The organism is Pandoraea sp. E26, from assembly GCF_000681415.1.
Taxonomy (GTDB): Bacteria; Pseudomonadota; Gammaproteobacteria; order Burkholderiales; family Burkholderiaceae; genus Pandoraea; species Pandoraea pnomenusa.
The window spans coordinates 15,252-38,298 of sequence record NZ_AYXJ01000018.1 but is presented as its reverse complement, the minus strand read 5'-3'; the positions used below and the strand labels follow the sequence as shown (position 1 = coordinate 38,298).

The 23,047-nt window shown below is 65.6% G+C and carries 18 protein-coding genes; 11 read left to right on the top strand and 7 right to left on the bottom strand.

Translation table 11 applies throughout. The features are described from left to right. Positions 1–8: 8 nt before the first annotated feature. Positions 9–920: a DMT family transporter gene (locus W930_RS0113240; protein WP_023874134.1), complete on the top strand. Its 912-nt coding sequence runs from the start codon at positions 9–11 to the stop codon at positions 918–920. Between the two features lie 375 nt (positions 921–1,295). Then, entirely contained in the window at positions 1,296–2,618 is a 1,323-nt protein-coding gene (gene aceA / locus W930_RS0113235; protein WP_023596279.1) for an isocitrate lyase, read from the top strand. 261 nt (positions 2,619–2,879) lie between these two features. Here the strand turns inward: aceA and W930_RS0113230 are convergent, their stop codons facing one another. Together W930_RS0113230 and W930_RS0113225 are read right to left on the bottom strand one after the other, a co-directional pair. Then, positions 2,880–3,314, bottom strand: coding sequence for a universal stress protein (locus tag W930_RS0113230; RefSeq protein ID WP_023874136.1), 435 nt, complete (start codon positions 3,312–3,314; stop codon positions 2,880–2,882). A gap of 452 nt (positions 3,315–3,766) precedes the next feature. After that, positions 3,767–4,681 (bottom strand): LysR family transcriptional regulator, encoded by a 915-nt coding sequence (locus tag W930_RS0113225; RefSeq protein ID WP_023874138.1) that lies wholly within the window; start codon positions 4,679–4,681, stop codon positions 3,767–3,769. Between the two features lie 136 nt (positions 4,682–4,817). Between W930_RS0113225 and W930_RS0113220 the strand changes: the two genes are divergently transcribed. The 3 genes from W930_RS0113220 (at position 4,818) to pip (ending at position 8,454) form a co-directional block, all read left to right on the top strand. Continuing rightward, on the top strand, positions 4,818–5,525 hold the full coding sequence (locus tag W930_RS0113220; protein WP_024788846.1) for a haloacid dehalogenase type II: 708 nt from the start codon (positions 4,818–4,820) through the stop codon (positions 5,523–5,525). A 93-nt stretch (positions 5,526–5,618) separates the two neighbouring features. Further along, complete coding sequence (aceB, locus tag W930_RS0113215; protein WP_023874141.1) at positions 5,619–7,214, top strand: malate synthase A; 1,596 nt, start codon at positions 5,619–5,621, stop codon at positions 7,212–7,214. Positions 7,215–7,518: 304 nt separating this feature from the next. Continuing rightward, complete coding sequence (gene pip, locus W930_RS0113210; protein ID WP_023874142.1) at positions 7,519–8,454, top strand: prolyl aminopeptidase; 936 nt, start codon at positions 7,519–7,521, stop codon at positions 8,452–8,454. 142 nt (positions 8,455–8,596) lie between these two features. On the opposite strand, the gene W930_RS27285 is transcribed toward pip, so the two are convergent. Next, positions 8,597–10,375 carry a DEAD/DEAH box helicase gene (locus W930_RS27285; RefSeq protein WP_023874143.1) on the bottom strand — a complete coding sequence of 593 codons (1,779 nt, stop codon included), beginning with the start codon at positions 10,373–10,375 and terminating at the stop codon, positions 8,597–8,599. Between the two features lie 431 nt (positions 10,376–10,806). Here W930_RS27285 and tsaB point away from each other — a divergent pair, with 431 nt between their 5' ends. From tsaB to W930_RS27275, 4 genes are read left to right on the top strand one after another with little or no spacing between them, the layout of a single operon-like run. Next, positions 10,807–11,568 (top strand): tRNA (adenosine(37)-N6)-threonylcarbamoyltransferase complex dimerization subunit type 1 TsaB, encoded by a 762-nt coding sequence (gene tsaB, locus W930_RS0113200; RefSeq protein ID WP_023874144.1) that lies wholly within the window; start codon positions 10,807–10,809, stop codon positions 11,566–11,568. Continuing rightward, on the top strand, positions 11,568–12,047 hold the full coding sequence (rimI, locus tag W930_RS0113195) for a ribosomal protein S18-alanine N-acetyltransferase (protein ID WP_023874145.1): 480 nt from the start codon (positions 11,568–11,570) through the stop codon (positions 12,045–12,047). Before tsaB ends, rimI begins: the two co-directional genes overlap by 1 nt. Beyond that, entirely contained in the window at positions 12,034–13,101 is a 1,068-nt protein-coding gene (locus W930_RS27280) for a uracil-DNA glycosylase family protein (protein ID WP_023874146.1), read from the top strand. The genes rimI and W930_RS27280 overlap by 14 nt, the downstream gene beginning before the upstream one ends. Then, positions 13,062–14,336, top strand: coding sequence for a DUF1853 family protein (locus tag W930_RS27275; RefSeq protein WP_023874147.1), 1,275 nt, complete (start codon positions 13,062–13,064; stop codon positions 14,334–14,336). Before W930_RS27280 ends, W930_RS27275 begins: the two co-directional genes overlap by 40 nt. An 18-nt stretch (positions 14,337–14,354) precedes the next feature. On the opposite strand, the gene thiD is transcribed toward W930_RS27275, so the two are convergent. Then, complete coding sequence (gene thiD / locus W930_RS0113180) at positions 14,355–15,188, bottom strand: bifunctional hydroxymethylpyrimidine kinase/phosphomethylpyrimidine kinase (protein ID WP_023596268.1); 834 nt, start codon at positions 15,186–15,188, stop codon at positions 14,355–14,357. Between the two features lies 1 nt (position 15,189). Next, on the bottom strand, positions 15,190–16,482 hold the full coding sequence (gene lplT, locus W930_RS0113175) for a lysophospholipid transporter LplT (RefSeq protein WP_023596267.1): 1,293 nt from the start codon (positions 16,480–16,482) through the stop codon (positions 15,190–15,192). A gap of 338 nt (positions 16,483–16,820) precedes the next feature. On the opposite strand from lplT, the gene alr reads away from it, so the two are divergent. Together alr and radA are read left to right on the top strand one after the other, a co-directional pair. Further along, on the top strand, positions 16,821–17,891 hold the full coding sequence (gene alr / locus W930_RS0113170) for an alanine racemase (RefSeq protein ID WP_023874150.1): 1,071 nt from the start codon (positions 16,821–16,823) through the stop codon (positions 17,889–17,891). Between the two features lie 23 nt (positions 17,892–17,914). After that, positions 17,915–19,288 (top strand): DNA repair protein RadA, encoded by a 1,374-nt coding sequence (gene radA, locus W930_RS0113165; protein ID WP_023874151.1) that lies wholly within the window; start codon positions 17,915–17,917, stop codon positions 19,286–19,288. 140 nt (positions 19,289–19,428) lie between these two features. Here radA and W930_RS0113160 read toward each other — a convergent pair whose 3' ends face one another. Both W930_RS0113160 and cls read right to left on the bottom strand, forming a co-directional pair. Next, positions 19,429–21,372 (bottom strand): ATP-binding cassette domain-containing protein, encoded by a 1,944-nt coding sequence (locus W930_RS0113160; protein WP_023874152.1) that lies wholly within the window; start codon positions 21,370–21,372, stop codon positions 19,429–19,431. A 148-nt stretch (positions 21,373–21,520) separates the two neighbouring features. Then, positions 21,521–22,948: a cardiolipin synthase gene (cls, locus tag W930_RS0113155; protein WP_023596263.1), complete on the bottom strand. Its 1,428-nt coding sequence runs from the start codon at positions 22,946–22,948 to the stop codon at positions 21,521–21,523. Between the last annotated feature and the right edge of the window lie 99 nt (positions 22,949–23,047).

Genomic DNA, 23,047 nt, shown 5'->3' with positions numbered 1-23,047 from the left:
TCCCGATCATGCGTTCGTCAGACATTGCCCGTTTACTGTCGCTTTCCGCCATCTGGGGGGCGAGCTTCCTGTTCATGCGGATCATCGTGCCGGCGCTGGGGCCGCTGCCCACGGCATTTCTTCGCGTGGCGCTGGGCGCCGTCGGGTTGGCGGTGATTCTGCTCGCGCTGCGGGTGCGCTGGGCGTTCAAGGGCCTGCTCGGCGCCTCGATGCTGCTGGGTGTGATCAATTCGGGCATCCCCTTCGTCATGTACTGCCTCGCGGCGCGCGTGCTGCCAGCCGGCTACTCCGCCATTCTCAACGCCACCACGCCGCTGATGGGCGTGGTGATCGGCGCCATGTGCTTTCACGACCGGCTCACCGGGGCGAAGGCGCTGGGCGTGCTGGTCGGGCTGGCCGGCGTGGCAGTGCTCACGCGCACGGGACCGGTCACGATGTCGGGGCCGGTCGCGATGGGGGCGTTGGCGTGCCTGGTGGCCACATCGTGCTACGGCCTTGCGGGCTATCTCACGCGCCGCTGGATCACCGAGCGAGGCGGTCTCGACGCGAAGCTGGTCGCGTTCGGCAGTCAGTTGGGGGCGGCGCTCGTGCTGCTGCCGTTCTTCGGCTACGTGTCGGTCACCTCCGGCATGCCGGGACAGGCCACGGGCGGCGTCTGGGCCGCGGTGGCGGCGCTCGGCTTCCTCTGCAGCGCCATCGCCTACATGTTGTACTTTCGTCTGATCGCCGATCTCGGCCCGTTGCGCTCGCTCACGGTCACGTTCCTGATACCGCCGTTCGGCGTGCTCTGGGGAGCGCTCTTCCTGAACGAAGCCGTCACGCTGGCCCACCTCGTCGGCGGTTGTTTCATCGCGCTGGCCGTGTGGCTCGTCTGCAAACCCCCTAGAGCCGTTGCGTCGACGCAGCGCGCTCCCTCCTAGCGAGGCGCCGGGCGTCGCCATCGCATCCTATCGCTTTCCCAAGGGCCGGTCGTGCGCACGACCGGCTTTTTTCATGATGCGGAATGCCTTTGCGGTGCGTAAAAATTTGCGCTGCTTGGCACAAAGTGATGATTTCAGGAAGGGAAATATCGTTTCATATTAAGAAAATATTTTGCTATCTATATGATTTTATTTGATAAAAAATATTGTTCTATCCCGCAATTCCTTCTGTTGCGTCGCATGAGAAATCCCTAAACTCTTATACAAGACCTGCCGATCAGGACACGCCGAAAGCGGTCACTGGCGTCCCAGAGACGATCCGGCAGCAAGCGTCACCCCCCTTTTATTTGTATCGAGAAACCAGGAGAGATCATCATGACGACCCGTCAAGAGCAAGTGAAGCAACTCGAGCAGGACTGGGCGAACAACCCGCGCTGGAAGGGCATCAAGCGTGGCTACTCGGCCGAGGACGTGGTGCGTCTGCGCGGGTCGATCCAGCCGGAACAAACGCTTGCCCGCCGCGGTGCGGAGCGCCTGTGGAGCATGATCAACGACGAGCCGTTCGTGAACGCTCTGGGCGCTCTGACCGGCAACCAGGCCATGCAGCAGGTCAAGGCCGGCCTGAAGGCCATCTATCTGTCAGGCTGGCAGGTGGCGGGCGACGCCAACCTCGCGGGCGAGATGTACCCCGACCAGTCGCTGTACCCGGCCAACTCGGTGCCGCAGGTCGTGCGCCGCATCAACAACACCTTCACGCGCGCTGACCAGATTCAGTGGTCGGAAGGCAAGAACCCGGGCGACGAGGGCTACATCGATTACTTCGCGCCGATCGTGGCCGATGCCGAAGCCGGCTTCGGCGGCGTGCTCAACGCCTTCGAACTGATGAAGGCAATGATCGAGGCGGGCGCCGGTGGCGTGCACTTCGAAGACCAGCTCGCTTCGGTGAAGAAGTGCGGCCACATGGGCGGCAAGGTACTGGTGCCGACGCGCGAGGCCGTGGCCAAGCTGGTCGCCGCGCGCCTGGCCGCCGACGTGCTCGGCGTGCCGACGGTGCTGATCGCCCGTACCGATGCTGAAGCCGCCGACCTGATCACCGCGGACGTCGATCCGCTCGACCAGCCGTTCTGCACCGGCGAGCGCACGGTCGAAGGCTTCTACCGCACCCGCAACGGTCTCGACCAGGCCATCGCCCGCGGTCTGGCCTATGCGCCGTACGCCGATCTGGTGTGGTGCGAAACCGGCAAGCCGGATCTCGAATTCGCCAAGCAGTTCGCCGAGGGCATTCACAAGCACTTCCCGGGCAAGATGCTTTCGTACAACTGCTCGCCGTCGTTCAACTGGAAGAAGAACCTCGACGACGCCACCATCGCCAAGTTCCAGAAGGAACTCGGCGCCATGGGCTACAAGTTCCAGTTCATCACGCTGGCCGGCTTCCACAGCCTGAACTACTCGATGTTCAACCTGGCACACGGCTACGCCCGTCGTCAGATGAGCGCCTTCGTGGAGTTGCAGGAAGCCGAATTCGCTGCTGCCGACAAGGGCTTCACGGCAGTCAAGCACCAGCGCGAGGTGGGTACGGGCTACTTCGATGCCGTCACGCAAACGATCGAGCGCGACGCATCGACCACGGCCCTGAAGGGTTCGACGGAGGACGAACAGTTCTTCGACGAGAAGAAGGCGCAGGTCAAGGCAGCCTGACAGGGCTGAGGGAGGGCGCGGTGCGCCCGTGAGCGGCGATGGGCGTGGGGGCACATCGCCGAACCCGGAACGACACCGCGCCATGACCGCGCGTCCGGCCTATCCGGCCGGGGCGGCCCGCACTGCGGTCCCGTCGCAGTCAGGGCTGCAAAGCACGCCTGAACGAGAAAAGGCCCGTGAGCTTATCCCGCTCGCGGGCCTTTTTTCATGCACTTTCGCCGAGCCGGCGAGCCTGCGCCATGGCCTCAACGGGCCGTCGCCTCACCGGTAAACCAGCACCGGAATCTTCGAGTGCACGAGCACCCGTTGCGTCTCGCTGCCGAGCAACAGGCTGGTCAGTCCGCGCCGTCCGTGCGAGGCCATGAGAATGACGTCGCACCCATGACGCTCCGCCGCATCGATGATGCCCAGATAGGGCGCCGGAAAGGTGGAACTGCAACGGTCGAACGGCACGCCCGCCGCCGCCGCCGCCTCGGCCAGTTTGTCCAGGTGCGCGCACGCCTCTTCGGCAATGCGCTCGCTGAACGTGGCTGGCGCTTCGAGCACATATTCGCTGAACGGCGAGTAGGGATACTCCGCGAGGCAGCAATAGCCGGTCACTCTCGCGCCCAGTGCACGTGCCAGTTCGAGTCCGCCGGTCACGGCCTTCTCGGATAGCTCCGAGCCGTCGGTCGGAATGAGGATGTGGGTAAACAGCATATGACCTCCCTCAGTTGGCGTTGCTGAACAAGCGTTCACAGGCTCGCGCGGATATCGCGGTCTCGCGTCCGGCACGCTGTTTCGGAGTTCTCGATGCCGATTCCCGCGCATCGTCCGCGGATCCTTCGCTTCGATTCTATGGCTTTGGCGCGACGCAACAACGGGTGCAAACCCGATGGCGTGCCGCCAATGCGCCGCCGCCGTCTCCAGTAAAGCCCAAACCCGGGCGCGGCGGCACCCGGCGCGCCCCCAGTGCGTGCGAAACCCGCGAATTCGATACCGTGGACGTTGCGCCACCCGCCATCCGCCATCCGCCAGCCGCCATCCGCCGTCGCCTCGAGGCCGTTACCCCGTCTGCCCATAAGACGACGCCCACGCCGCCGACGTTCCCGCCACCGGACGTGTCCGATCGACACGCGCCCATGATCGCCGCGCGCGAATTGCGAACCTTATGCCGAGTCGTCCCGCCAGTAGGCGGGGCTACTGTAGTGATGCTTGAGATGGTCGATGAACAACCTGACGCGCAACGGCAGATGGCGGCGCTGCGCGAATACGGCGTGAATGCCGATGGGCGGGGCGGCGAAGGCGTCCAGCACCGTGACGAGTCGTCCGGCGCGGATGTCGTCGCCCACCTCCCACCACGAGCGCCACGCGAGCCCGTAACCGTCCAGACACCAATCGTGCAGCACGGCACCGTCCGTACACTCCATGTTGCCGTTCACGCGGATGGTCACGACCTTGCCGTCCTGCGAGAAGGTCCAGCCGCGCTGTTGGTTGGCGGTCGATCCGAACGCGAGGCAATTGTGGTGGGCGAGCTCGTCGAGCGACGCGGGGCGACCGTGTCGCGCAAGGTAGCTGGGCGAAGCCACGCACACCCGCCGGTTCTCGCCGAGGCGTAACGACACGAGGCTCGAATCGGGCAATTCGCCCAGTCGGATGGCGCAGTCGAAGCCTTCGTTCACCAGATCGACCAGACGATCCGAGAGATCGAGCGTGACGCTGACGTCCCGGTGCGTTTCGATGAACACCGGCAGTAGCGGTGCGACGTGCCGCCGCCCGAATCCGGCGGGCGCCGACAGCCGCAAATGTCCACTGGCCTTGACGCCGCCTGCCGACACGGCGGCTTCGGCATTGTGCATGTCGTTGAGGATCCGTTGACAGTCCTCGAGAAACGCCGAGCCCTCGAACGTGAGTGTCACGCGGCGTGTGGTGCGCACGAGCAGCTTGACGCCCAGACGCGATTCGAGCGCGTCGATGCGACGTCCGATCACGGCCGGCGCCACGCCCTCGAGCGCGGCGGCGGCCGACAGGCCCCCCTTGGCCGCCACGGCGACAAACGTCTCGATCTGTTTGAAGCGATCCATGTAGCCGATTATGTACTAAAAAGTCACAGATAAAGTGATTAATGCGTTCTTTTATGCTGGCCAATATCAATAATACAATCGAATCGCAATGGCAAGCATGTTTGCGTAATACCCAGTATTCCCCAGGAACCGGCATATGGCCTCCCGCATTCAGGCAGTGATCTTCGACGCGTACGGCACGCTCTTTGACGTGTATTCCGTCGCTGCGGCCGCCGAGCAGCAGTTCCCCGGTCACGGGGCGGCGCTCGCTGACCTGTGGCGCGTGAAACAGATCGAGTACACGCAACTGCGCTCGCTCTCGGGCCCGCGCGGCGAGCGCTATCGGCCGTTCTGGGACATTACCGCCGACGCGCTTCGCTACGCGGCCGCCCGACTGAATCTCACGCTTTCGCCGGTGGCGGAAAAGCGCTTGATGGACGAGTACACCTGCCTGTCGGTGTTCCCGGAAAACCCGCCCGTGCTGCGCTCGCTGCGCGCGATGGGGCTCGGTCTGGGGGTGCTATCCAATGGCGATCCGCGCATGCTCGATGTGGGCCTCAAGAGTGGCGGCATCCTGGAGCTGTTCGACCATGTGCTGTCGGTCGACGCCGTGCGCAAATTCAAGACGGCCCCCGAAGCCTACCAACTTGGCCCCGACGCGTTCGGCGTGAGCGCCGGCGCCATCGTTTTCGTCTCCAGCAACGGCTGGGACGTGGCCGGTGCCACCTGGTTCGGTTACCCGACGTTCTGGGTCAATCGTGCCGGGCTGCCGGTCGAACAACTCGGCGTCACGCCGCAAGGGATGGGGCGCGACATGCGCGACTTGCAGCGTTTCGTCGAGGCATTGACGGGAGCGCGCGCCTGATATCCCGTGTGGTGTGAGGCCTCGTGCAAAGCCCCTGACGTTGTTCCTTGCGGCGTGCTCCCCTACATAAATCAAGATAGCTGGAGATTCCCGATGTCCCTTAGCCTGCCCCCCGGCATGCAACTGCATGTCGATGCTGCCGATATTCACCCCGATTACGAGGCGATCCTGACCCCCGAGGCGCTCGCCTTCATCGCCAATCTGCACCGTACGTTCGAGCCGCGGCGCCGGGCCTTGCTCGCCGAGCGCGTCGCACGCGCTGCGCGGCTCGACGCGGGCGAGGTGCCCGACTTCCTGCCGGCGACGCAGCCCATTCGCGACGGCGACTGGCGCATTGCACCGCTGCCGCAGGCGCTGCAATGCCGCCGCGTGGAGATCACCGGACCGGTCGAGCGCAAGATGATCATCAATGCGCTGAACTCGGGGGCGGACAGCTACATGACCGACTTCGAGGACTCGAATGCGCCGAACTGGCACAACCAGATGCAGGGCCACATCAACGTGCGCGACGCCGTGCGCGGAACCATCAGCCTGGAGCAGAACGGCAAGCAGTACCGGCTCAACGACAAGGTCGCCACGCTGATCGTTCGCCCGCGCGGCTGGCATCTCGACGAGAAGCACGTGAGCGTGGATGGCGAGCGCATGTCGGGCAGCCTGTTCGATTTCGGTTTGCATTTTTTTCACAACGCCAAGGCGTCGCTCGAGCGAGGATTCGGTCCGTACTACTATCTGCCGAAGCTCGAAAGCCATCTCGAGGCGCGCCTCTGGAACGATGTCTTCGTCCTCGCGCAGAATGCGCTGGGCGTGGCGCAGGGAACGATCAAGGCGACGGTGCTCGTCGAGACCATACTCGCCGCATTCGAAATGGACGAGATTCTGTATGAACTGCGCGAGCACAGCTCCGGCCTGAACGCCGGGCGTTGGGACTACATTTTCTCGTGCATCAAGAAGTTCAAGGTCGATGCCGATTTCTGTCTGGCCGACCGCAGCCGCATCAACATGACCGTGCCATTCATGCGCGCCTACGCGTTGCTGCTGCTCAAGACCTGCCATCGCCGCAACGCGCCGGCCATTGGGGGCATGAGCGCATTGATCCCGATCAAGAACGATCCGCAGGCCAACGAACGGGCAATGGCGGGCATTCGCGCGGACAAGGCGCGCGATGCGACCGACGGCTACGACGGTGGATGGGTGGCGCATCCGGGTCTCGTGCCGGTCGCAATGGAAGAGTTCGTGAAGGTGCTTGGGGATCGTCCGAATCAGATCGACAAGCAGCGCGATGACGTGACGGTCAAGGGGCGTGAGTTGCTGGAGTTCAAGCCCGAAGCGCCGATTACCGAAGCGGGCCTGCGCAACAACATCAACGTTGGCATCCACTATCTTGGCGCCTGGCTCGCGGGCAACGGCTGCGTGCCGATTCACAACCTGATGGAAGACGCGGCCACGGCCGAGATTTCGCGCTCGCAGGTGTGGCAATGGATTCGCTCGCCGAAGGGCAAGCTCGAGGACGGCCGCAAGGTCACCGCCGAACTGGTGCGAGAACTGATTCCCCAGGAGCTGGCCAATGTGAAGGCACTGGTCGGGCAGGTCGCGCCGACGTATGATCGCGCCGCCGTCATCTTCGAGCAGATGAGCACCAGTGCGGACTTCGTCGACTTCCTCACGTTGCCGCTTTACGAAGAAGTCTGACCCTGAAAGCGGTCCGGCATACCCGGGGTGGCCACGACGGTGGCGGGGCGCCTGCGGGTATCCCGAATGGGACGATGGCGACATCGTCCCATTTCATTTTGGGCCTGCTTTGTCTTGTTTGAGGCGCCGCGCTACACTCAACCTGTAGTGACAGGTTCTTTCGAGGATGCCGATGCCAGCCGATTTTCCCGATGACGCCCCGGGCAGCACACGCACCGATGCGCATGCGTTGGCGCCGCACGCTGCGCGCAAGCCGCGCGGTCCCGGCAAGGTGATCGAGACACTCCCTTCGGTATTGCGGGAGTTGTACCCGCCTATCGAGCCCTATGAGCATGGCATGCTCGACGTCGGCAACGGACACAGCATCTATTGGGAACGGTGCGGGAATCCGCTCGGCAAGCCCGCGGTGTTCCTGCACGGCGGTCCGGGCGGCGGCTGCTCGCCGGAGCACCGACGACTCTTCGACCCGACGAAGTATTGCGTCACGCTTTTCGATCAGCGCGGTTGCGGGCGTTCGACCCCGCATGCGAGTCTCGATTACAACACGACGTGGGACCTCGTCGACGATATCGAGCGGTTGCGAACGAAATTCGGTTACGACCGGTGGCTCGTCTTCGGCGGGTCCTGGGGCAGCACGCTGGCGCTGGCCTATGCGCAAACGCACGTTGAACGGGTCAGCGAACTGGTCGTGCGAGGCGTTTTCACGGTGCGTCGCGAGGAGTTGCAGTGGTACTACCAGAAAGGCGCGTCGTGGCTGTTCCCGGACCGATGGGAGAAGTTTCTCGCGCCGATTCCGCTGGAGGAGCGCGGCGACCTGATGCGCGCCTATCGCAAGCGCCTCACGAGTCCCGACGCGGCCGTGCGAATCGAGGCGGCCCGCGCATGGAGCTTGTGGGAGGGCAGCACCATTACGTTGCTGCCGGATGACCATCTCGCCGAAGCGTTCGGAGATCCGCACTATGCCATCGCATTTGCTCGCATCGAGAATCATTACTTCGTGCACGACGGCTTTCTCAAGCCCAATCAACTGATCGGCGGCGCGCCAGTGCTGCGCGACGTGCCGGGTGTGATCGTGCAGGGCCGTTATGACGTGGCAACGCCCGCGCGCACGGCCTGGGAGTTGCACAAGGCCTGGCCCGAGGCCGATTTTTTCTGGGCCGCCGACGCCGGACACGCATTCAGCGAGCCTACCGTCCTGCATTGGCTCATCGAAGCGACTGACCGGTTCGCCGCGACCTGATCGGCTTGCGGTTCGCGAATCGCAGTGCGCGTGACGGACGGTCCAAAACAAAACCCCGGTACCGACATTTGACGTCGATACCGGGGTTCGGTGTGTCCTGGCGAGGACGCGCGGCTGCACGTCCTGAGGGCTACCCGTTGGCTCAGTCGCCGCGGCGCTTGCCGAAGCCGCCACCGTTGCCGCGATTGCCGAAGCCGCCGCCATTGCCGCGATTGCCGTAGCCACGATCCTGGCGTGCGCCATCGAAGCTGCGGTTGCCGCGGTCCTGACGGTTGCCCTCGAACGGGCGCGGCGCGCGGCGCTCGAAGCGGTCGGTGGCGCTGCCGTTCGAGAAGCCGTTGGCACCTTCGTTCTGCTGATAGCCGCCGTGGAAGCCATTGCTTTCGCGACGCTCGAACGGGCTGCCCGCCGGCTTGTTGCCGCCGAAGCGCTGGCCGCCTTGGTAACCGCCGCCATTGCCCTGGCGCGGGCCGTTGTTGCTCCAGCGGCCACCGCCGTTGCCCTGACCATGACGCGGACCGCCACGGCCCGGCCCCGGACGCTTGCCGCCCGCGCCCGCCTTGGGGGGCGAGCGACGCGGCTCAAAGCCTGCAACCACGTTGACCGGCAACGGCTCGCGCGTGTAGCGCTCGATGCGGCGCACTGCGCCGATTTCGGCGTGTGCGGCGAGGCTCACGGCCACACCGCGACGCCCGGCGCGGCCGGTGCGGCCGATACGGTGAACGTAGTCTTCCGCGAACTTCGGCAGATCGTAGTTGAACACATGCGTGATGCCCGGCACGTCGATGCCGCGCGCGGCCACGTCGGTGGCGACCAGCACGCGAACGCGACGCTCGCGCAGGGCGCGCAGCGTGCGGTTGCGCACGCCTTGCGGCATGTCGCCGTGCAGTGCCGCGCTGTCGAAGCCGGCCTGCTCGAGTTGGTCGGCCAGCAGGTCGGCGTCGCGCTTGGTCGACGTAAACACGATGGCCTGATCCAGGGCGTCGTTGCCGAGCAGGTGTGTGAGCAGACGGTCCTTGTGGGCGCGGTCGTCCACGTAGTGCAGCGTTTGCTCGATGTTGGCATTGGTACGTTGCTCGCTGCCGCGCGTGATTTCGATGGTTTCCGGATCGCGCAGCAGGCGACGCGTGATTTCGCCCATGCGGCCATCGATCGTTGCCGAGAAGAGCAGCGTCTGGCGCGTTTCGGGCGTGGCGTCGACGATGGTCTGGATATCGTCGATGAAGCCCATGTCGAGCATGCGGTCGGCTTCGTCGAGCACGAGCATCATCAGTTGCGACAGGTCGATCTTGCCGCTGGAGATGTGATCGAGCAGGCGGCCCGGCGTGGCCACGATGATCTCGGGCTGCTTGGCCAGCATTTCGAGCTGACGCGGGTAGGGCATGCCGCCCAGAATGCTCACCGTGCGCAGGCGGCGCAGTTGCTTGCCATACGTATCGGCGGCGGTCGAGACCTGTTGTGCGAGTTCGCGCGTCGGCGTGAGCACGAGCAGCAGCGGCTGGGCGGCCACGCGGCGCACGCGCTGGCCCTTGCGGGGCTTCTCGCCCGGTGCGGCCGGCTGATTGCGCGGATGCGCGGCCGGCGCACGGTTGTTCAGCTCGCCGCTCGCCTGCATTTCGGCAAAGCGATGGATCGCCGGCAGCATGAACGCCGCCGTCTTGCCGGAGCCGGTCGGGCTCGATACGAGCAGATCGCGTCCGGCGAGCGCGGCCGGAATCGCGCGCTGCTGCACGGGCGTCGGGTGGCTGTAGCCGGCGGTGGCAAGCGCGCTCAGGATGGCCGGGTTCAGGCCGAGTTCGGCGAACGTGGGCTGACCGTCGTTTTCGCCGGCGGTTGCCGTCTCGACGATGGCGTCAGCATTTTCTTCGGACGAAGGGAAGTACGTCTGCGCGAGCGCAGACCGCTTGGAAGTCTGTTCCATGTATCCTCTTGCGGATGGATGGGTTGTGTCGGGGCGTTGGCGCCAATCGGCAAACCCAATTCGTCGCAAGCAGGAAGCAAATCGCGGATGGGGCAGAAAGCGGATCGAAATCCGTATCGTAAGCCAGGGAGGGGACGGCGGCGGGTCGTTCCTCAGGAACGCCAGTACCGGCAAAAACTACAATGGCTTATCACAGGATTGGGGCAAAACGCGGTTTTTCGTCGCCTGAAGGAAAATGCATAGATCCTTGCGAGGCGAAGCGCGCATTATACCTGTCTTTTTGGAAAAGTGCACGTTCGGATTTGCACCGAGTGAAATGCCTGTCCGCGGTGCCCGCGCGCGACGGGTCGGTCGGCGACGGCTCGGGGTACAGCGGCGTTCGCTCTCGATCCCACTAGGTGGCGCGCTGCAGGCCCGATTACAATAACGCCATGTCTTCGATTACGCTTCTTGCCCTCGATACCTCGACCGAATTCTGCTCGGTCGCCGTGTATCGCCACGATCCTGCCGGTGGGGTGCCCGCCCTGATGGTCGAGCGCCACCTCGATACCGGCCCCGTTTCCAGTACGCATATCCTGCCCGCCGCGCGCGACGTGCTGCGTGAGGCCGGCGTGACGCTCGCCGAGTGCGATGCGATCGCCTTCGGCGCCGGTCCGGGCTCGTTTACCGGGCTGCGTACCGCGTGCGGCGTTGCGCAGGGGTTGGCGTTTGGCGCGGCATTGCCGGTGGTGCCGGTCGGCACGCTGCTGGCCTGCGCCGAGGCGGCGCGCGCGCTGCGCGTCGACACCCGGCGCGTGCTCGTTGCGCTGGATGCGCGCATGAACGAGGCCTACTGGGCCGATTACGCGTGGGACGTCGATGCCGGCGACTGGCGCGAAGTTCAGGCGCCCTCGCTCGATGCCGCCGAACAGGTGCGCGCACCCGACGCCGAGTTTGTCGTGGCCGGGAACGCCGTGACCGCCTTCGGCGAACGGCTCCAGGCCGCTTTGCAGGCTCAGGCGGTGCTGGCTGACGCCATGCCGCGCGCCCGTTACGTTGCGACGCTGGCGGCGCGCGCGTTTGCGCGCGGCGAGGCGATTCCCGCCGATCAGGCCATGCCGGTCTACATCCGGAACAAGGTGGCGCAAACGACGGCCGAGCGTGAAGCCATCCGGCAGGCCGCGTCGCATGGGCCCGCCAAGGAGGCGCCCTGATGCGCCAGGTCGGCCCGAACCATTTTTCGCCAATGACGCTTGCCGATCTCGACGAGGTCGTCGCCGTCGAGGTGCGCGCCTATCCGTTTCCCTGGACGCGTCAGAACTTTTCGGACTCGCTCGACGCGGGGCATCAGGGAGTTTGCCTGCGCGCCGTGGATGGCACGCTGCTCGGCTACTTCCTCCTGATGCCCGTGGTGGATGAGTCGCATTTGCTCAATGTCTGTGTGGTACCGGAGATGCAGGGCAATGGGCTTGGCGTGCAGTTGCTCGAGGAGGTGGTGCGTGTGTCGCGCGCACAGGGCATGGGCGGCGTGCTGTTGGAAGTGCGGCCGTCCAATGTGCGCGCGTTGCGCATTTACGAGCGTTTCGGCTTCGAGCAGATCGGCCGGCGCAAGGGATACTATCCGGCGAGTGGGCGTCGCGAAGACGCCATCGTGATGCGCCTGACTTGGGAGACCGACCGTGCCGTGGCCTAAAGCGATTCTGGAAGAGTTCGGGCTGTGGCCGGTGTGGATGTCGCATGACGCCGCGGCCCGGGCCGCTGCGCAAGCCGAAGCCCGCTCGACGATGGCCGGCGACACTGATGTGGCGACGCTCGCCGAGCCGGTGGCGGCACGAGACGATGCTGCGGCGGACGATATGCCGCCCTGGGACTTGGCGACGTCGCAAGCCCCCGAGGCGGCGCGCCGGGCGGTCCGACCCGAGCGCGATCCTGCGGTAGCCGGCAGACCTGTGGCGCCTGTGCGGGACGAACCGGCGCCGACCTCGCGCAGCACCGGCCGGCGCACCGCAGACGCGCCGCCGGACGACATTCCCATGTGGCTCGACAGCGAGGGCAACGGGGACGGCGATGCCGCCGCCGATGCCGCACTCTGGTCGATCATGCGCGATGCGGGCGAGGGTGCGACGCCGGCGCGTGCGGCCCTGCCGGGCGTGGAAGCGCTCGACTGGGACGCGCTCGCCGGACGCGTGGCGGATTGCCGCCTTTGCGGGTTGTGCGAGAAGCGTACGCAAACGGTCTTCGGTGTGGGCGATCGCGAGGCCGACTGGCTGCTCATCGGCGAGGCGCCGGGGCAGCAGGAGGATCTGCAGGGCGAGCCCTTTGTCGGTCAGGCGGGCAAGCTGCTCGACAACATGCTGCGCGCAGTGACGTTGCAGCGTGGCGAGAACGTCTACATCGCCAACGTGCTCAAGTGCCGCCCACCCAACAATCGCGATCCCGAACCCAACGAAGTCGCGAGCTGCGAGCCTTACCTGAAGCGTCAGGTCGCGCTGCTTAGGCCCCGGGTGATCGTGGTCATGGGGCGCTTCGCGGTGCAGAGTATTCTGCGTACCCAGGCGAGCATCGCCAGCTTGCGCGGACGTGTGCATGAGTACGAAGGGGTGCCGGTGATCGTGACGTACCATCCGGCCTATCTGTTACGCAGCCTGCCCGACAAGGCCAAGGCCTGGACGGATTGGTGCCTGGCGCGGGCGACCTACGAGGCGGTGTGCAAATCGACTCCGGCCAACACGCCTACGGCGAACTGATTGAAGCGTTGCGCGAGGCGCCCGTGCGCGACCTCGCGTGGCTGCTGTTGTCCGCCGATCTGCTGAGCGCTGCCCGTTTCCCGGCACCGCTCGCCCATTTCGATGGCATGCGGGCGGCCGAAACTGTTTCGTCCCCATCGGCGCCGCCATCGCCCTCGTCATCTGCGTCACCCGCATTGTCTTCGGCGCCACCGCTCCCAGCGGCCGTGCTCAGTCGGTCCAGCGAATCGGGCCGGTCCGGCCGGTCCGGCCAATGCGGTACCGGCGAATCCGTCTTGCATTCCCGTGCGCTGCACGACTGGCTACTTGCGTGCGATGCGAATCCCGCGCCGCTGCGCGAGTTCCTGTCGCGTGGCGAGAGTCACCGCTTGGGGCGCTACGCGGAGCAACTGCTGCACTTCGCGTTGCTGCACAGTCCTCACTTCGATCTGCTCGCCGCGGGCCTGCAGGTACGCGACGCCCGGCGAGGCAACATGACGCTGGGCGAATGCGACTTCCTGCTGATGCGACGCGCGGACCGTCAGTTGCTCCATTGGGAACTGGCGGTGAAGCTGTACCTGTTCGTTCCACCTGCGGATGCGCCCGCGACGCTCGGCGAGCGCGACGTACAGTTTCACTGGCTCGGGCCGAATCTGGCCGACAGCCTCGCCGACAAAGTGGCGCGCCTGCTCGAGCATCAACTTCGGCTGACCACGCTCGACGCCGCGCGCAGTGCCTTGCCCGCCGTCGGCCCGTGGTTGCCTCAGGTCTATCTCAAGGGGTGGTTGTTCCATCCGCTCGCTCAGCGGGGGCGATTGCCGCAAGTGGTTGCGGAAACGCATGGGCAGGGCTGGTGGGCGACGCTGGAGGAATGGTGGGCCAGCGCGCAGACAGCGTTCCCTGTCCCGGTGGTCCAGTCAGACGCCCGCGGTGAGCGCGCATGGGCGATGCTGCCGCGCGCGCGATGGCTCGCCCCGGCGCGCGTCGACGACGCGCACGCCTTCACGCTGGCGGCAATGCATGCGCGCATCGAGGCGCACTGGCGCGAGCGCGGCGTGGCCGAACCGTTGCTGATCGTTGCGTTGACACGCCGCACGGACGCGGGGGACTGGTTCGAATGCGACCGGGGATTTATCGTGCCGGACTATTGGGCGCCGCGCGCACGGCATCGTATCGAGGAGTTGAGCGAGCGGGCGGACGCGGCGGCGCGTCGGGCGCTTGCTCGCAGCGCGGACGACAGCGCGCCGTCGATCTGAATCCGCCTGCGGCGCGTGTCAGCGCTTGGGCCAGACCGCATGGAAGTGATGTACCGGCCCGATACCGTGACCGATGCGCAGATCGTCGCTCGCGGCGAGCGCGCCATTGAGATAGGCCTTGGCGTCGCGCACCGTGTCGGACCAGTCGGTGCGGCATGGGCGCAGTGCCGCAAGGGCTGCGGACAACGTGCAGCCGGTGCCATGCGTGTTGTGCGCGGCAATGCGCGGTGCGTTGAAACGTTGCACGCCTGCGGCGCTCACCAGCCAGTCCGGGCTCAGGTCGCCTGCGAGATGCCCCCCTTTGACCAGCACGTTGCGCGCCCCCAGGGCGCGCAAGGCCTGCGCCTGCTGCTCCATCTCGCTCTCGTCGGTGGCCGGCTCGACGCCGAGCAGTGCCGCCGCCTCCGGCAGATTCGGCGTAATGAGATCGGCGAGCGGCAGCAATTCGTCACGCAGGGCGGCCACCGCGTCGGGCAGCAGCAGCGCGTGCCCGCTCTTGGAGATCATCACGGTATCGAGCACGACGAAGCGGGGCTTGTAGGTGCGCAATCCGGCGGCGACGGCGCGCACGACCTCGGCGTTGGCCAGCATGCCGAGCTTGACGGCATCGACATCGAGGTCCTGGAACACGGCGTCCATCTGTGCGCTCACGAAGCTCGCGGGCGGCGTGTGAATGCCCGTGACGCCACGCGTGTTCTGCGCGGTGAGGGCGGTGATCACACTGGCGCCATAGGCGCCGAGCGCGGAGAACGTCTTGAGATCGGCCTGAATGCCCGCACCGCCGCTGGAGTCCGAGCCGGCGATGGTGAGGGCGATGGGAATGGGATGGGCGGACGACTGACGCGAATTCATATCAATGCTTGACTTCGCCAATGAGCGCGACCGAATCGAATTCGCGCTGGTTGGCCTGGTGACGCTTCATCACGAGCCACATCGTGCCCGAGACGAACACACCGAACAGAACGATGACGACCCCGACCGGCACGTTGCACCAGATCAGCAGCGCGTAGAGGCAGAGCATCACGAGCACCGACAGGTTCTCGTTGAAGTTCTGGACGGCGATGGAGTGACCGGCCGAGAGCAGCACGTGGCCGCGGTGCTGGAGCAGCGCGTTCATCGGCACCACGAAAAAGCCTGCGAGCGCGCCAACGATGATGAGGAAGATGTACGAGATGATCAGGTAGAGCGGCACCTTCCACTCGGTGCCCCACGGCAGCAGGTCCTTCGAGAAGAAGGCCATCGCCATCACCGCGATCCCCATGGCGATGCCGACCGGCAGCACCGAGAGCGAGCGCTTGAGGGGAATGCGCGACGCGGCGACGATCGCCCCGATCGCCACGCCGACCGCCGAGACGGCCTGCAGGATCGCGCCTTCGGACAGCGTCATGCCAAGCGCCTTCTCGGCCCAGCGCAGCACGATGAACTGCAGCGTGGCGCCGGCGCCCCAGAAGAGCGTGGTGACGGCCAGCGAGATCTGGCCGAGCTTGTCGCGCCACAGCGTGACGAAGCAATCGGCGAAATCGGAGACGAGCTTGACGGGGTTGCGCTCCTGGCGCGCATAGCGGGCGCCCGTATCGGGAATGCGAAGGTTGAACAACGCCGCAATCACGTAAATGCCCATGATGACGACCATCGCGGCCATTGCCGGCGAACTGATCACCTCAGGGGTGCGGTGCAGTATCCATTCGGCGATGTGGGGGCTGATGAGCGCGCCACCGAGCACCGTGCCGAGAATGATCGAGCTGACGGTCAGCCCTTCGATCCATCCGTTGGCGGCCACGAGCCGCTCGGCGGGGAGCAGTTCGGTCAGGATCCCGTACTTCGCCGGCGAATAGGCGGCAGCGCCGAAGCCCACGACGCCATAGGCGATCAGCGGATGCGAGCCGAACAGCATCATCAGACAGCCCGCGACCTTGATCGAGTTGCTGATGAACATGACCTTGCCCTTGGGCATCGAGTCGGCGAACGCGCCCACATAGGCAGCGAGAATGACGTACGAGAGAACGAAGAAGAGCTTGAGCAGCGGGGTCATCCACTGCGGTGAATGCAGGTCCTTCAGGAGAGCGATTGCGGCAATGAGCAGTGCATTGTCGGCCAGCGACGAAAAAAACTGCGCGGCCATGATGGTGTAAAAGCCTTTCTTCATCGGTACTTGAGTCGATCCCGTGCGGCGTAAAACTTGCGTGTCTCGGTTGTCGGAATCCGCGGTGCCCGAGTGGGGCCCCCATACGGGAAGAAACCGGGCTTGAACACAGGGGTATCTGCGCGCTTCGACCATCCAAATGACGTCTTTCGACCGTATATTCGGTCTCGAAGCCCCCGTGTCGGGCGCCCGGTCGCCCTCGGTCTGAGACCCATATTCTTATCGGGAGAAAGATTTCGGCAAAACAAGTTGTGCGCACGGCTTTATAACACGAAAATATGCCCATGCGTTATGCCGTCGGCCTGTCCCGGCAAGCTTCTCCTCCGATTCCGTTTCCGCCCATGCCCCGTCCGATCAAAGTCTCCATTCACACCGCAGCGCTTGCCCATAATCTCGATGTCGCCCGCCGCCACGCGCCCCACGCCAAGGTCTGGGCGGTGGTCAAGGCCAACGCCTACGGGCACGGCATCGAGAACGCCTATCCCGGGTTGCGCGACGCCGATGGCTTCGGCCTGCTCGACCTCGACGAGGCCGTTCGGCTTCGCGAGCTCGGATGGGCCGGCCCGATTCTGCTGCTGGAGGGCTTTTTCAAGCCCGAGGATCTTGCCGTCGTCGACAAGTACGGCCTGACGACCACGGTGCACTGCGACGAGCAGCTGCGTATGCTCGAGACCACGCGGCTGACCAAGCCGCTCAACGTGCAGCTCAAGATGAACTCCGGCATGAACCGCCTGGGGTTCGCGCCAGAGCGTTTTCGTGCCGCATGGGAGCGCGCCCGTGCGATTCCCGGCGTGAGCCAGATCGTGTTGATGACGCACTTCTCGGATGCCGACGGTCCGCGCGGCATCGCCTATCAGATGGAGGCGTTCGAGCGCGGCGCCTGCGACGTGCCGGGCGAGCGCAGCCTGGCCAACTCGGCGGCCACCTTGTTTCATCCGGGCACGCATGGCGCCTGGGTGCGCCCGGGCATCATGCTCTACGGTTCCTCGCCCAAGGGCGTCGACGTGCCTGCGGCGGAACTCGATCTGCAACCCACGATGACGCTCGAAGCCGAGCTGATCGGTACCCAGGAAGTGCCGGCCGGCGGCTCGGTCGGCTACGGCAGCCTGTTCCGCGCCGATGCGCCGATGCGCGTGGGCACGGTGGCCTGTGGTTACGCCGATGGCTATCCGCGCGTCGCGCCCACGGGCACGCCCGTGCTGGTCGACGGGGTGCGTACGCGCACGGTGGGGCGCGTCTCGATGGACATGCTCGCGGTCGATCTCACGCCGGTGCCGCAGGCTCGCGTCGGCACGCCGGTCACGCTCTGGGGCCGTGGCCTGAGCATCGACGAAGTGGCGGCCTCGGCGGGCACGCTCGGCTACGAGCTCATGTGCGCCGTGGCGCGCCGCGTGCCGGTGCACGCGAACTGAGCGTCACGACGGGATCTCCACGCATGGCCAAAGCCAAGACTGTCTATATCTGTACCGAGTGCGGCGGGCAGACGCCCAAGTGGGCGGGGCAATGTCCCAACTGCAACGGCTGGAATACCCTCGTCGAGTCGGTGGCCGAAACGTCGACCGGCCACCGGTACCAGTCGCTCGCCAAGAGCACGCCGGTGCGCAAGCTCGCGCAGATCGAAGCGGCCGACGTGCCGCGATTTTCCAGCGGTGTGAGCGAATTCGACCGGGTGCTCGGCGGCGGGCTCGTCGCCGGCGGCGTGGTGCTGATCGGCGGCGATCCCGGGATCGGCAAGTCGACGCTGCTGCTCCAGTCCCTGGCGCATCTGGCGCGCGAGCGCCGCGCGCTTTACGTGAGCGGCGAAGAGTCCGGCGCGCAGATTGCGCTGCGCGCGCAGCGACTGGGCCTCGGTGCGGCGGGCGAGGGCGGCGGTGAGCTCGATCTGCTTGCCGAAATCCAGTTGGAGAAGATTCTCGGCGCGATCGAATCGGAAAAGCCGGATGTCGTGGTGATCGATTCGATCCAGACCATTTACTCCGAAGCCCTCACCTCGGCGCCCGGTTCGGTGGCCCAGGTGCGCGAGTGTGCGGCCCAACTCACACGCAGTGCGAAGCAAAGCGGCGTGACCGTCATCATGGTCGGCCACGTGACGAAGGAGGGCAGTCTGGCCGGGCCACGCGTGCTTGAACACATCGTCGACACCGTGCTGTATTTCGAAGGCGACACGCATTCGTCCTATCGCCTCGTTCGCGCGTTCAAGAATCGATTCGGCGCGGTCAACGAACTGGGCGTTTTCGCCATGACGGAAAAAGGGCTGCGCGGGGTGGCGAATCCGTCGGCCCTGTTCCTTTCGCAGCATGAGCAGAGCGTGCCGGGCTCCTGCGTGCTGGTGACCCAGGAGGGCACCCGTCCGCTGCTCGTCGAAGTGCAGGCGCTGGTGGATACGGCGCAGGTGCCGAATCCGCGTCGTCTGGCGGTGGGATTGGAGCAGAACCGGCTGGCGATGTTGCTGGCGGTCATGCATCGTCACGCCGGCATCGCCTGCTTCGATCAGGATGTGTTCCTCAATGCCGTGGGCGGTGTGAAGATTTCGGAGCCGGCGGCCGACCTGGCCGTGCTGCTGGCGATCCACTCGTCGCTGCGCAACAAGCCCTTGCCGCGCGGCATCGTCGCGTTTGGCGAAGTCGGGCTGGCCGGGGAAATCCGGCCGAGCCCGCGGGGGCAGGATCGTCTCAAGGAAGCCGCGAAGCTCGGCTTCTCGATTGCCATCATTCCGAAGGCGAACGCGCCGAAACAACCCATCGACGGTCTTGAAGTGCATGCCGTCGACCGTCTGGAGCAGGCGATTTCGGTCGTGGCCGGATTGTAGTCGCACGCGCTCGCGGCGAACGTGCCGACTTCGCTGAATCTGGCGAACAAAAAAGCCCGGTCTGCGTGACCGGGCTTTTTCTTTGTGGCCGCTGGGCGACACAGCGGCACAGCGGCACAGCGGGCACGAGCGACGTCCCGTCAGACGATCTGTTCGAGCGCTTCCTGGGCCTCGAGCCATTCGGCTTCGACGTCCGAGAGCCGGTTCGTGACTTCCGCCTGTTGCTTCAGACTGTCGGTCAGCAGCGTCTTTTTTGCCTCTTCGTACGTGCCGCTGTCCGCAAGGATGGCGTCGAGTCTGGCTTTCTCGTCCGAGAGCTTCGCCATCGACTGCTCCAGTTTTTCGATCTTGCGCTGCAACGGTTTGCGCAGTTGTGACAGCCGTTGGCGCTCCTGCGCCTCGGCGCGCTTCTGGTCCTTGCGATTGGCACCGTCGCCCGCCTGCATGCCGTCGCCGCTCGAGCCGGTGCTCGCCTCGCGCGCGGCGGCGCGTTGGTCGGCCGCGTGCTGCAGCAGCCAGTCGCGGTAGTCGTCGAGGTCGCCATCGAAGGGTTTGACTTCGCCGGCGGCCACGAGCAGAAACTGATCGGTCGTCGCGCGCAGCAGATGCCGGTCGTGCGAGACGAGGATCAGCGTGCCGTCGAACTGGGCAAGGGCCATTGTCAGCGCGTGGCGCGTCTCGAGGTCCAGGTGGTTCGTCGGCTCGTCGAGCAGCAACAGGTTCGGCTTTTGCCAGATGATGAGCGCCAGCGCGAGCCGCGCCTTCTCGCCGCCGGAGAAGGGCGCGATCGACGACGTCGCCATGTCGCCACGAAAGTTGAAGCCACCGAGGAAGTCGCGCAACTCCTGCTCGCGCGTGTCGGGGGCCAGGCGCTGAAGGTGCTGCAGCGGCGAGTCGTCGTGTCGCAGCGTTTCGACCTGATGCTGCGCGAAATACCCGATCTGCAATCCCTTGCCGGTCTTCACGACCCCGGACAGCGGCGCGAGCGTGTTGGCAAGCGTCTTGATCAGGGTCGACTTGCCTTGCCCGTTGGCGCCGAGCAGACCGATGCGTTGCTCGTTCTGCACCGACATCGTGACGTGCGGCAGGATGACTTTCTCGCTGCCGTCGTCGAGCGTATATCCGCAACGCACGCCTTCGAGCACGAGCATCGGGTTCGGGGCGCTGTCGGCGGGGCGGAACTCGAATGTGAACGGCGACGCGACGTGCGCGGGCGCGATGCGCTCCATCTTTTCGAGGGCCTTCATGCGGCTTTGCGCCTGGCGCGCCTTCGATGCCTTGGCCTTGAAGCGCGTGATGTACGACTCGAGGTGGGCAATCGTCTTCTGTTGCTTGTCGAACGCGCTTTGTTGCAGCGCCAGTTGTTGGCCGCGCAGGATTTCGAACTGGCTGTAGTTACCGCCGTAGCGCTTGATCTGCTGGTTTTCGATGTGAAGCGTGACGTTGCAGACCTCGTCGAGGAATTCGCGATCGTGCGAGATCACGATGAGCGTGCCCGCATAGCGCTTGAGCCAGTCCTCGAGCCAGACGATCGCGTCCAGGTCCAGGTGGTTGGTCGGTTCGTCGAGCAGCAGCAGGTCCGACGGGCACATGAGCGCCTGCGCCAGATTCAGGCGCATGCGCCATCCGCCGGAGAAGCTGGCAACGGGCAGTTGCGTCTGAGCGAGCGTGAAACCCAGGCCAAGCAGCAGCGCCTCGCCGCGTGCGGGCGCGGTGTAGCCGTCGGCGTCGGCGAAGGCGGCGTGGGCCTCGGCCTGCGCGTGGCCGTCATGCGCGGCTTCGGCAGCGGCAATCGTCGCTTCGATATCGCGCAGGCGTGTATCGCCGTCGAGCACATACGCGAGCGCGGTGCGTTCGACGGCGGGCGTCTCTTGCATGACGTGTGCAACGCGCCAGTGGCCCGGCACGAAGGCGTCGCCACCGTCGGCGTGCAACTGGCCGCGCAACAGGGCAAACAGTGTGGACTTGCCGGCGCCGTTGGCGCCCACGAGACCGACGCGCTCGCCGGGGTTGAGCGTGACGGAGGTGTCCTCGAAAAGCGGTTTGGTGCCGCGTGCGAGGGTGAGGTGTTCGAATCGGATCACGGGAGGGTGGTAAGCATACGAGCCGGGCCGCGCACTGGCGGCCAAACGCGCATTTTACCGGGTGTCATGCCCGAGGCGGAAATCTATTGCGGCGGTGCGGCGATGCGGCGCTCGGGGAACGGCGTCGGCTGTTGCCCACGGCCGGCTTTCACAGGATGGGCGCGAACAGTCGCGCAATGCGCATGGCGAGTTGCCGCCACCGGGGAATCAGGCGGAAGTCGTCCTTGTTGAGCAGCGACGCCTTGCCGAAATCGTCTGCCAGCATGTAAGCGACGTCGTCGGCAAACGCCCGGTCGACCGTCAGGAGCATGATCTCGAAGTTCAACCGGAACGAGCGGTTGTCGAGATTGGCGCTGCCGACGGCGGCGGCGCTGTCATCGATCAGCACGACCTTCTGATGGATGAAGCCGTGATGGTAGCGATAGACGTGGATGCCGCTGCGCGCCGCCTCGAAGGCATAGGACGTGGTCGCCTCGAACACCACGTAGTGATCGGCGCGATCGGGGATCAGCAGACGGACGTCGACGCCGCGTAGCACCGCCAGGCGCAGCGCAGAAAACACAGCTTCGTCCGGCACGAAGTAGGGGGTGGTGAGCCACACGCGCTTTTGCGCCGCGTTGATCGCATTGACGAAGAACAGCGACGAGGTCTCGAGGCGATCCGCCGGGCCACTCGGCACCACCTGACAGTGCATGTCCTCGCCGGACGCGACCGGCTGCCGGTTGAGCTCGGGCACGAGGCCCGTACTCCAGTGCCAGTCTTCGGCAAACGCACGTTGAATGCCGACTACCGCCGGGCCGCGCACGGAAATGTGCGTGTCGCGCCAGGGCGCCAGTGGCGGCTTCTCGCCGAGGTACTCCACGCCGACGTTATGCCCGCCGATGAACGCTTCATTGCCGTCGATCACCACGATCTTGCGGTGGTTGCGGAAGTTGAGCTGGAAACGATTGACGAAGATGCCGCGCCTGGCGGCGGCGAATTCATGCACGAGTACGCCGCCCTGGCGCAGCTTCTCGCAGTAGCTGCGTGGCAGGTCGTGGCTGCCGATGCGGTCGTAGAGGAAGTAGACCTTCACGCCCGTGGCGGCGCGGGCGAGCAGGCGTGCGGCCAGCGCGCGGCCGAGGGCATCGTCCTTGACGATGAAGAACTGGACGATCACGTAGTCGCGCGCCCGGTCGATGGCGGCAAAGATCGCGTCGAACGTTGCCCGGCCATTGACGAGCAGACGCACCCGGTTGCCCGCGACGAACGACATGCCGGTCATCGCCGTGAGTGCGGCGAACTCGGGGTGGGCTTCCACGGCGACAGGCGGCTCGCCGCTCCACTGCGTCTCGCCCATGCGCGACTGCAGGACCTGGTTGCGTGCGCGGCGCGCTTCCACGTAGCCGATGAACTTGGACCGGCCAAGGAAGAGGTAGGGGATGAGCGTGAGGTAGGGCATCGTCACGAGCGATACCGCCCACGCGACAGCGCCTTGCGACGTGCGCACCGTCAGAACGGCGTGGATCGCGGCGGCGATCCCGAGTGCATGGATGCAGGCGACGGCAAAGCCGACGTCGAGCCAGTTGAGCACCATGGGCGGTTACCTTCCTCCATACCGTGAGCCGCGCTGGCCCGGGAACCCGAGTGTAACCGGAGGGCGTGAAGTTAGGCGAGGCGTATCCGGGGGCAGTCG

What these genes read in the sequence shown, in the direction of transcription:
- W930_RS0113240 (WP_023874134.1), top strand. Translation starts at nt 9, where the DNA reads ATGCGTTCGTCAGACATTGCCCGTTTACTGTCGCTTTCCGCCATCTGG.
- aceA (WP_023596279.1), top strand. Translation starts at nt 1,296, where the DNA reads ATGACGACCCGTCAAGAGCAAGTGAAGCAACTCGAGCAGGACTGGGCG.
- W930_RS0113225 (WP_023874138.1), bottom strand. Translation starts at nt 4,681, where the DNA reads ATGGATCGCTTCAAACAGATCGAGACGTTTGTCGCCGTGGCGGCCAAG.
- W930_RS0113220 (WP_024788846.1), top strand. Translation starts at nt 4,818, where the DNA reads ATGGCCTCCCGCATTCAGGCAGTGATCTTCGACGCGTACGGCACGCTC.
- aceB (WP_023874141.1), top strand. Translation starts at nt 5,619, where the DNA reads ATGTCCCTTAGCCTGCCCCCCGGCATGCAACTGCATGTCGATGCTGCC.
- W930_RS27285 (WP_023874143.1), bottom strand. Translation starts at nt 10,375, where the DNA reads ATGGAACAGACTTCCAAGCGGTCTGCGCTCGCGCAGACGTACTTCCCT.
- tsaB (WP_023874144.1), top strand. Translation starts at nt 10,807, where the DNA reads ATGTCTTCGATTACGCTTCTTGCCCTCGATACCTCGACCGAATTCTGC.
- rimI (WP_023874145.1), top strand. Translation starts at nt 11,568, where the DNA reads ATGCGCCAGGTCGGCCCGAACCATTTTTCGCCAATGACGCTTGCCGAT.
- thiD (WP_023596268.1), bottom strand. Translation starts at nt 15,188, where the DNA reads ATGAATTCGCGTCAGTCGTCCGCCCATCCCATTCCCATCGCCCTCACC.
- lplT (WP_023596267.1), bottom strand. Translation starts at nt 16,482, where the DNA reads ATGAAGAAAGGCTTTTACACCATCATGGCCGCGCAGTTTTTTTCGTCG.
- alr (WP_023874150.1), top strand. Translation starts at nt 16,821, where the DNA reads ATGCCCCGTCCGATCAAAGTCTCCATTCACACCGCAGCGCTTGCCCAT.
- radA (WP_023874151.1), top strand. Translation starts at nt 17,915, where the DNA reads ATGGCCAAAGCCAAGACTGTCTATATCTGTACCGAGTGCGGCGGGCAG.
- cls (WP_023596263.1), bottom strand. Translation starts at nt 22,948, where the DNA reads ATGGTGCTCAACTGGCTCGACGTCGGCTTTGCCGTCGCCTGCATCCAT.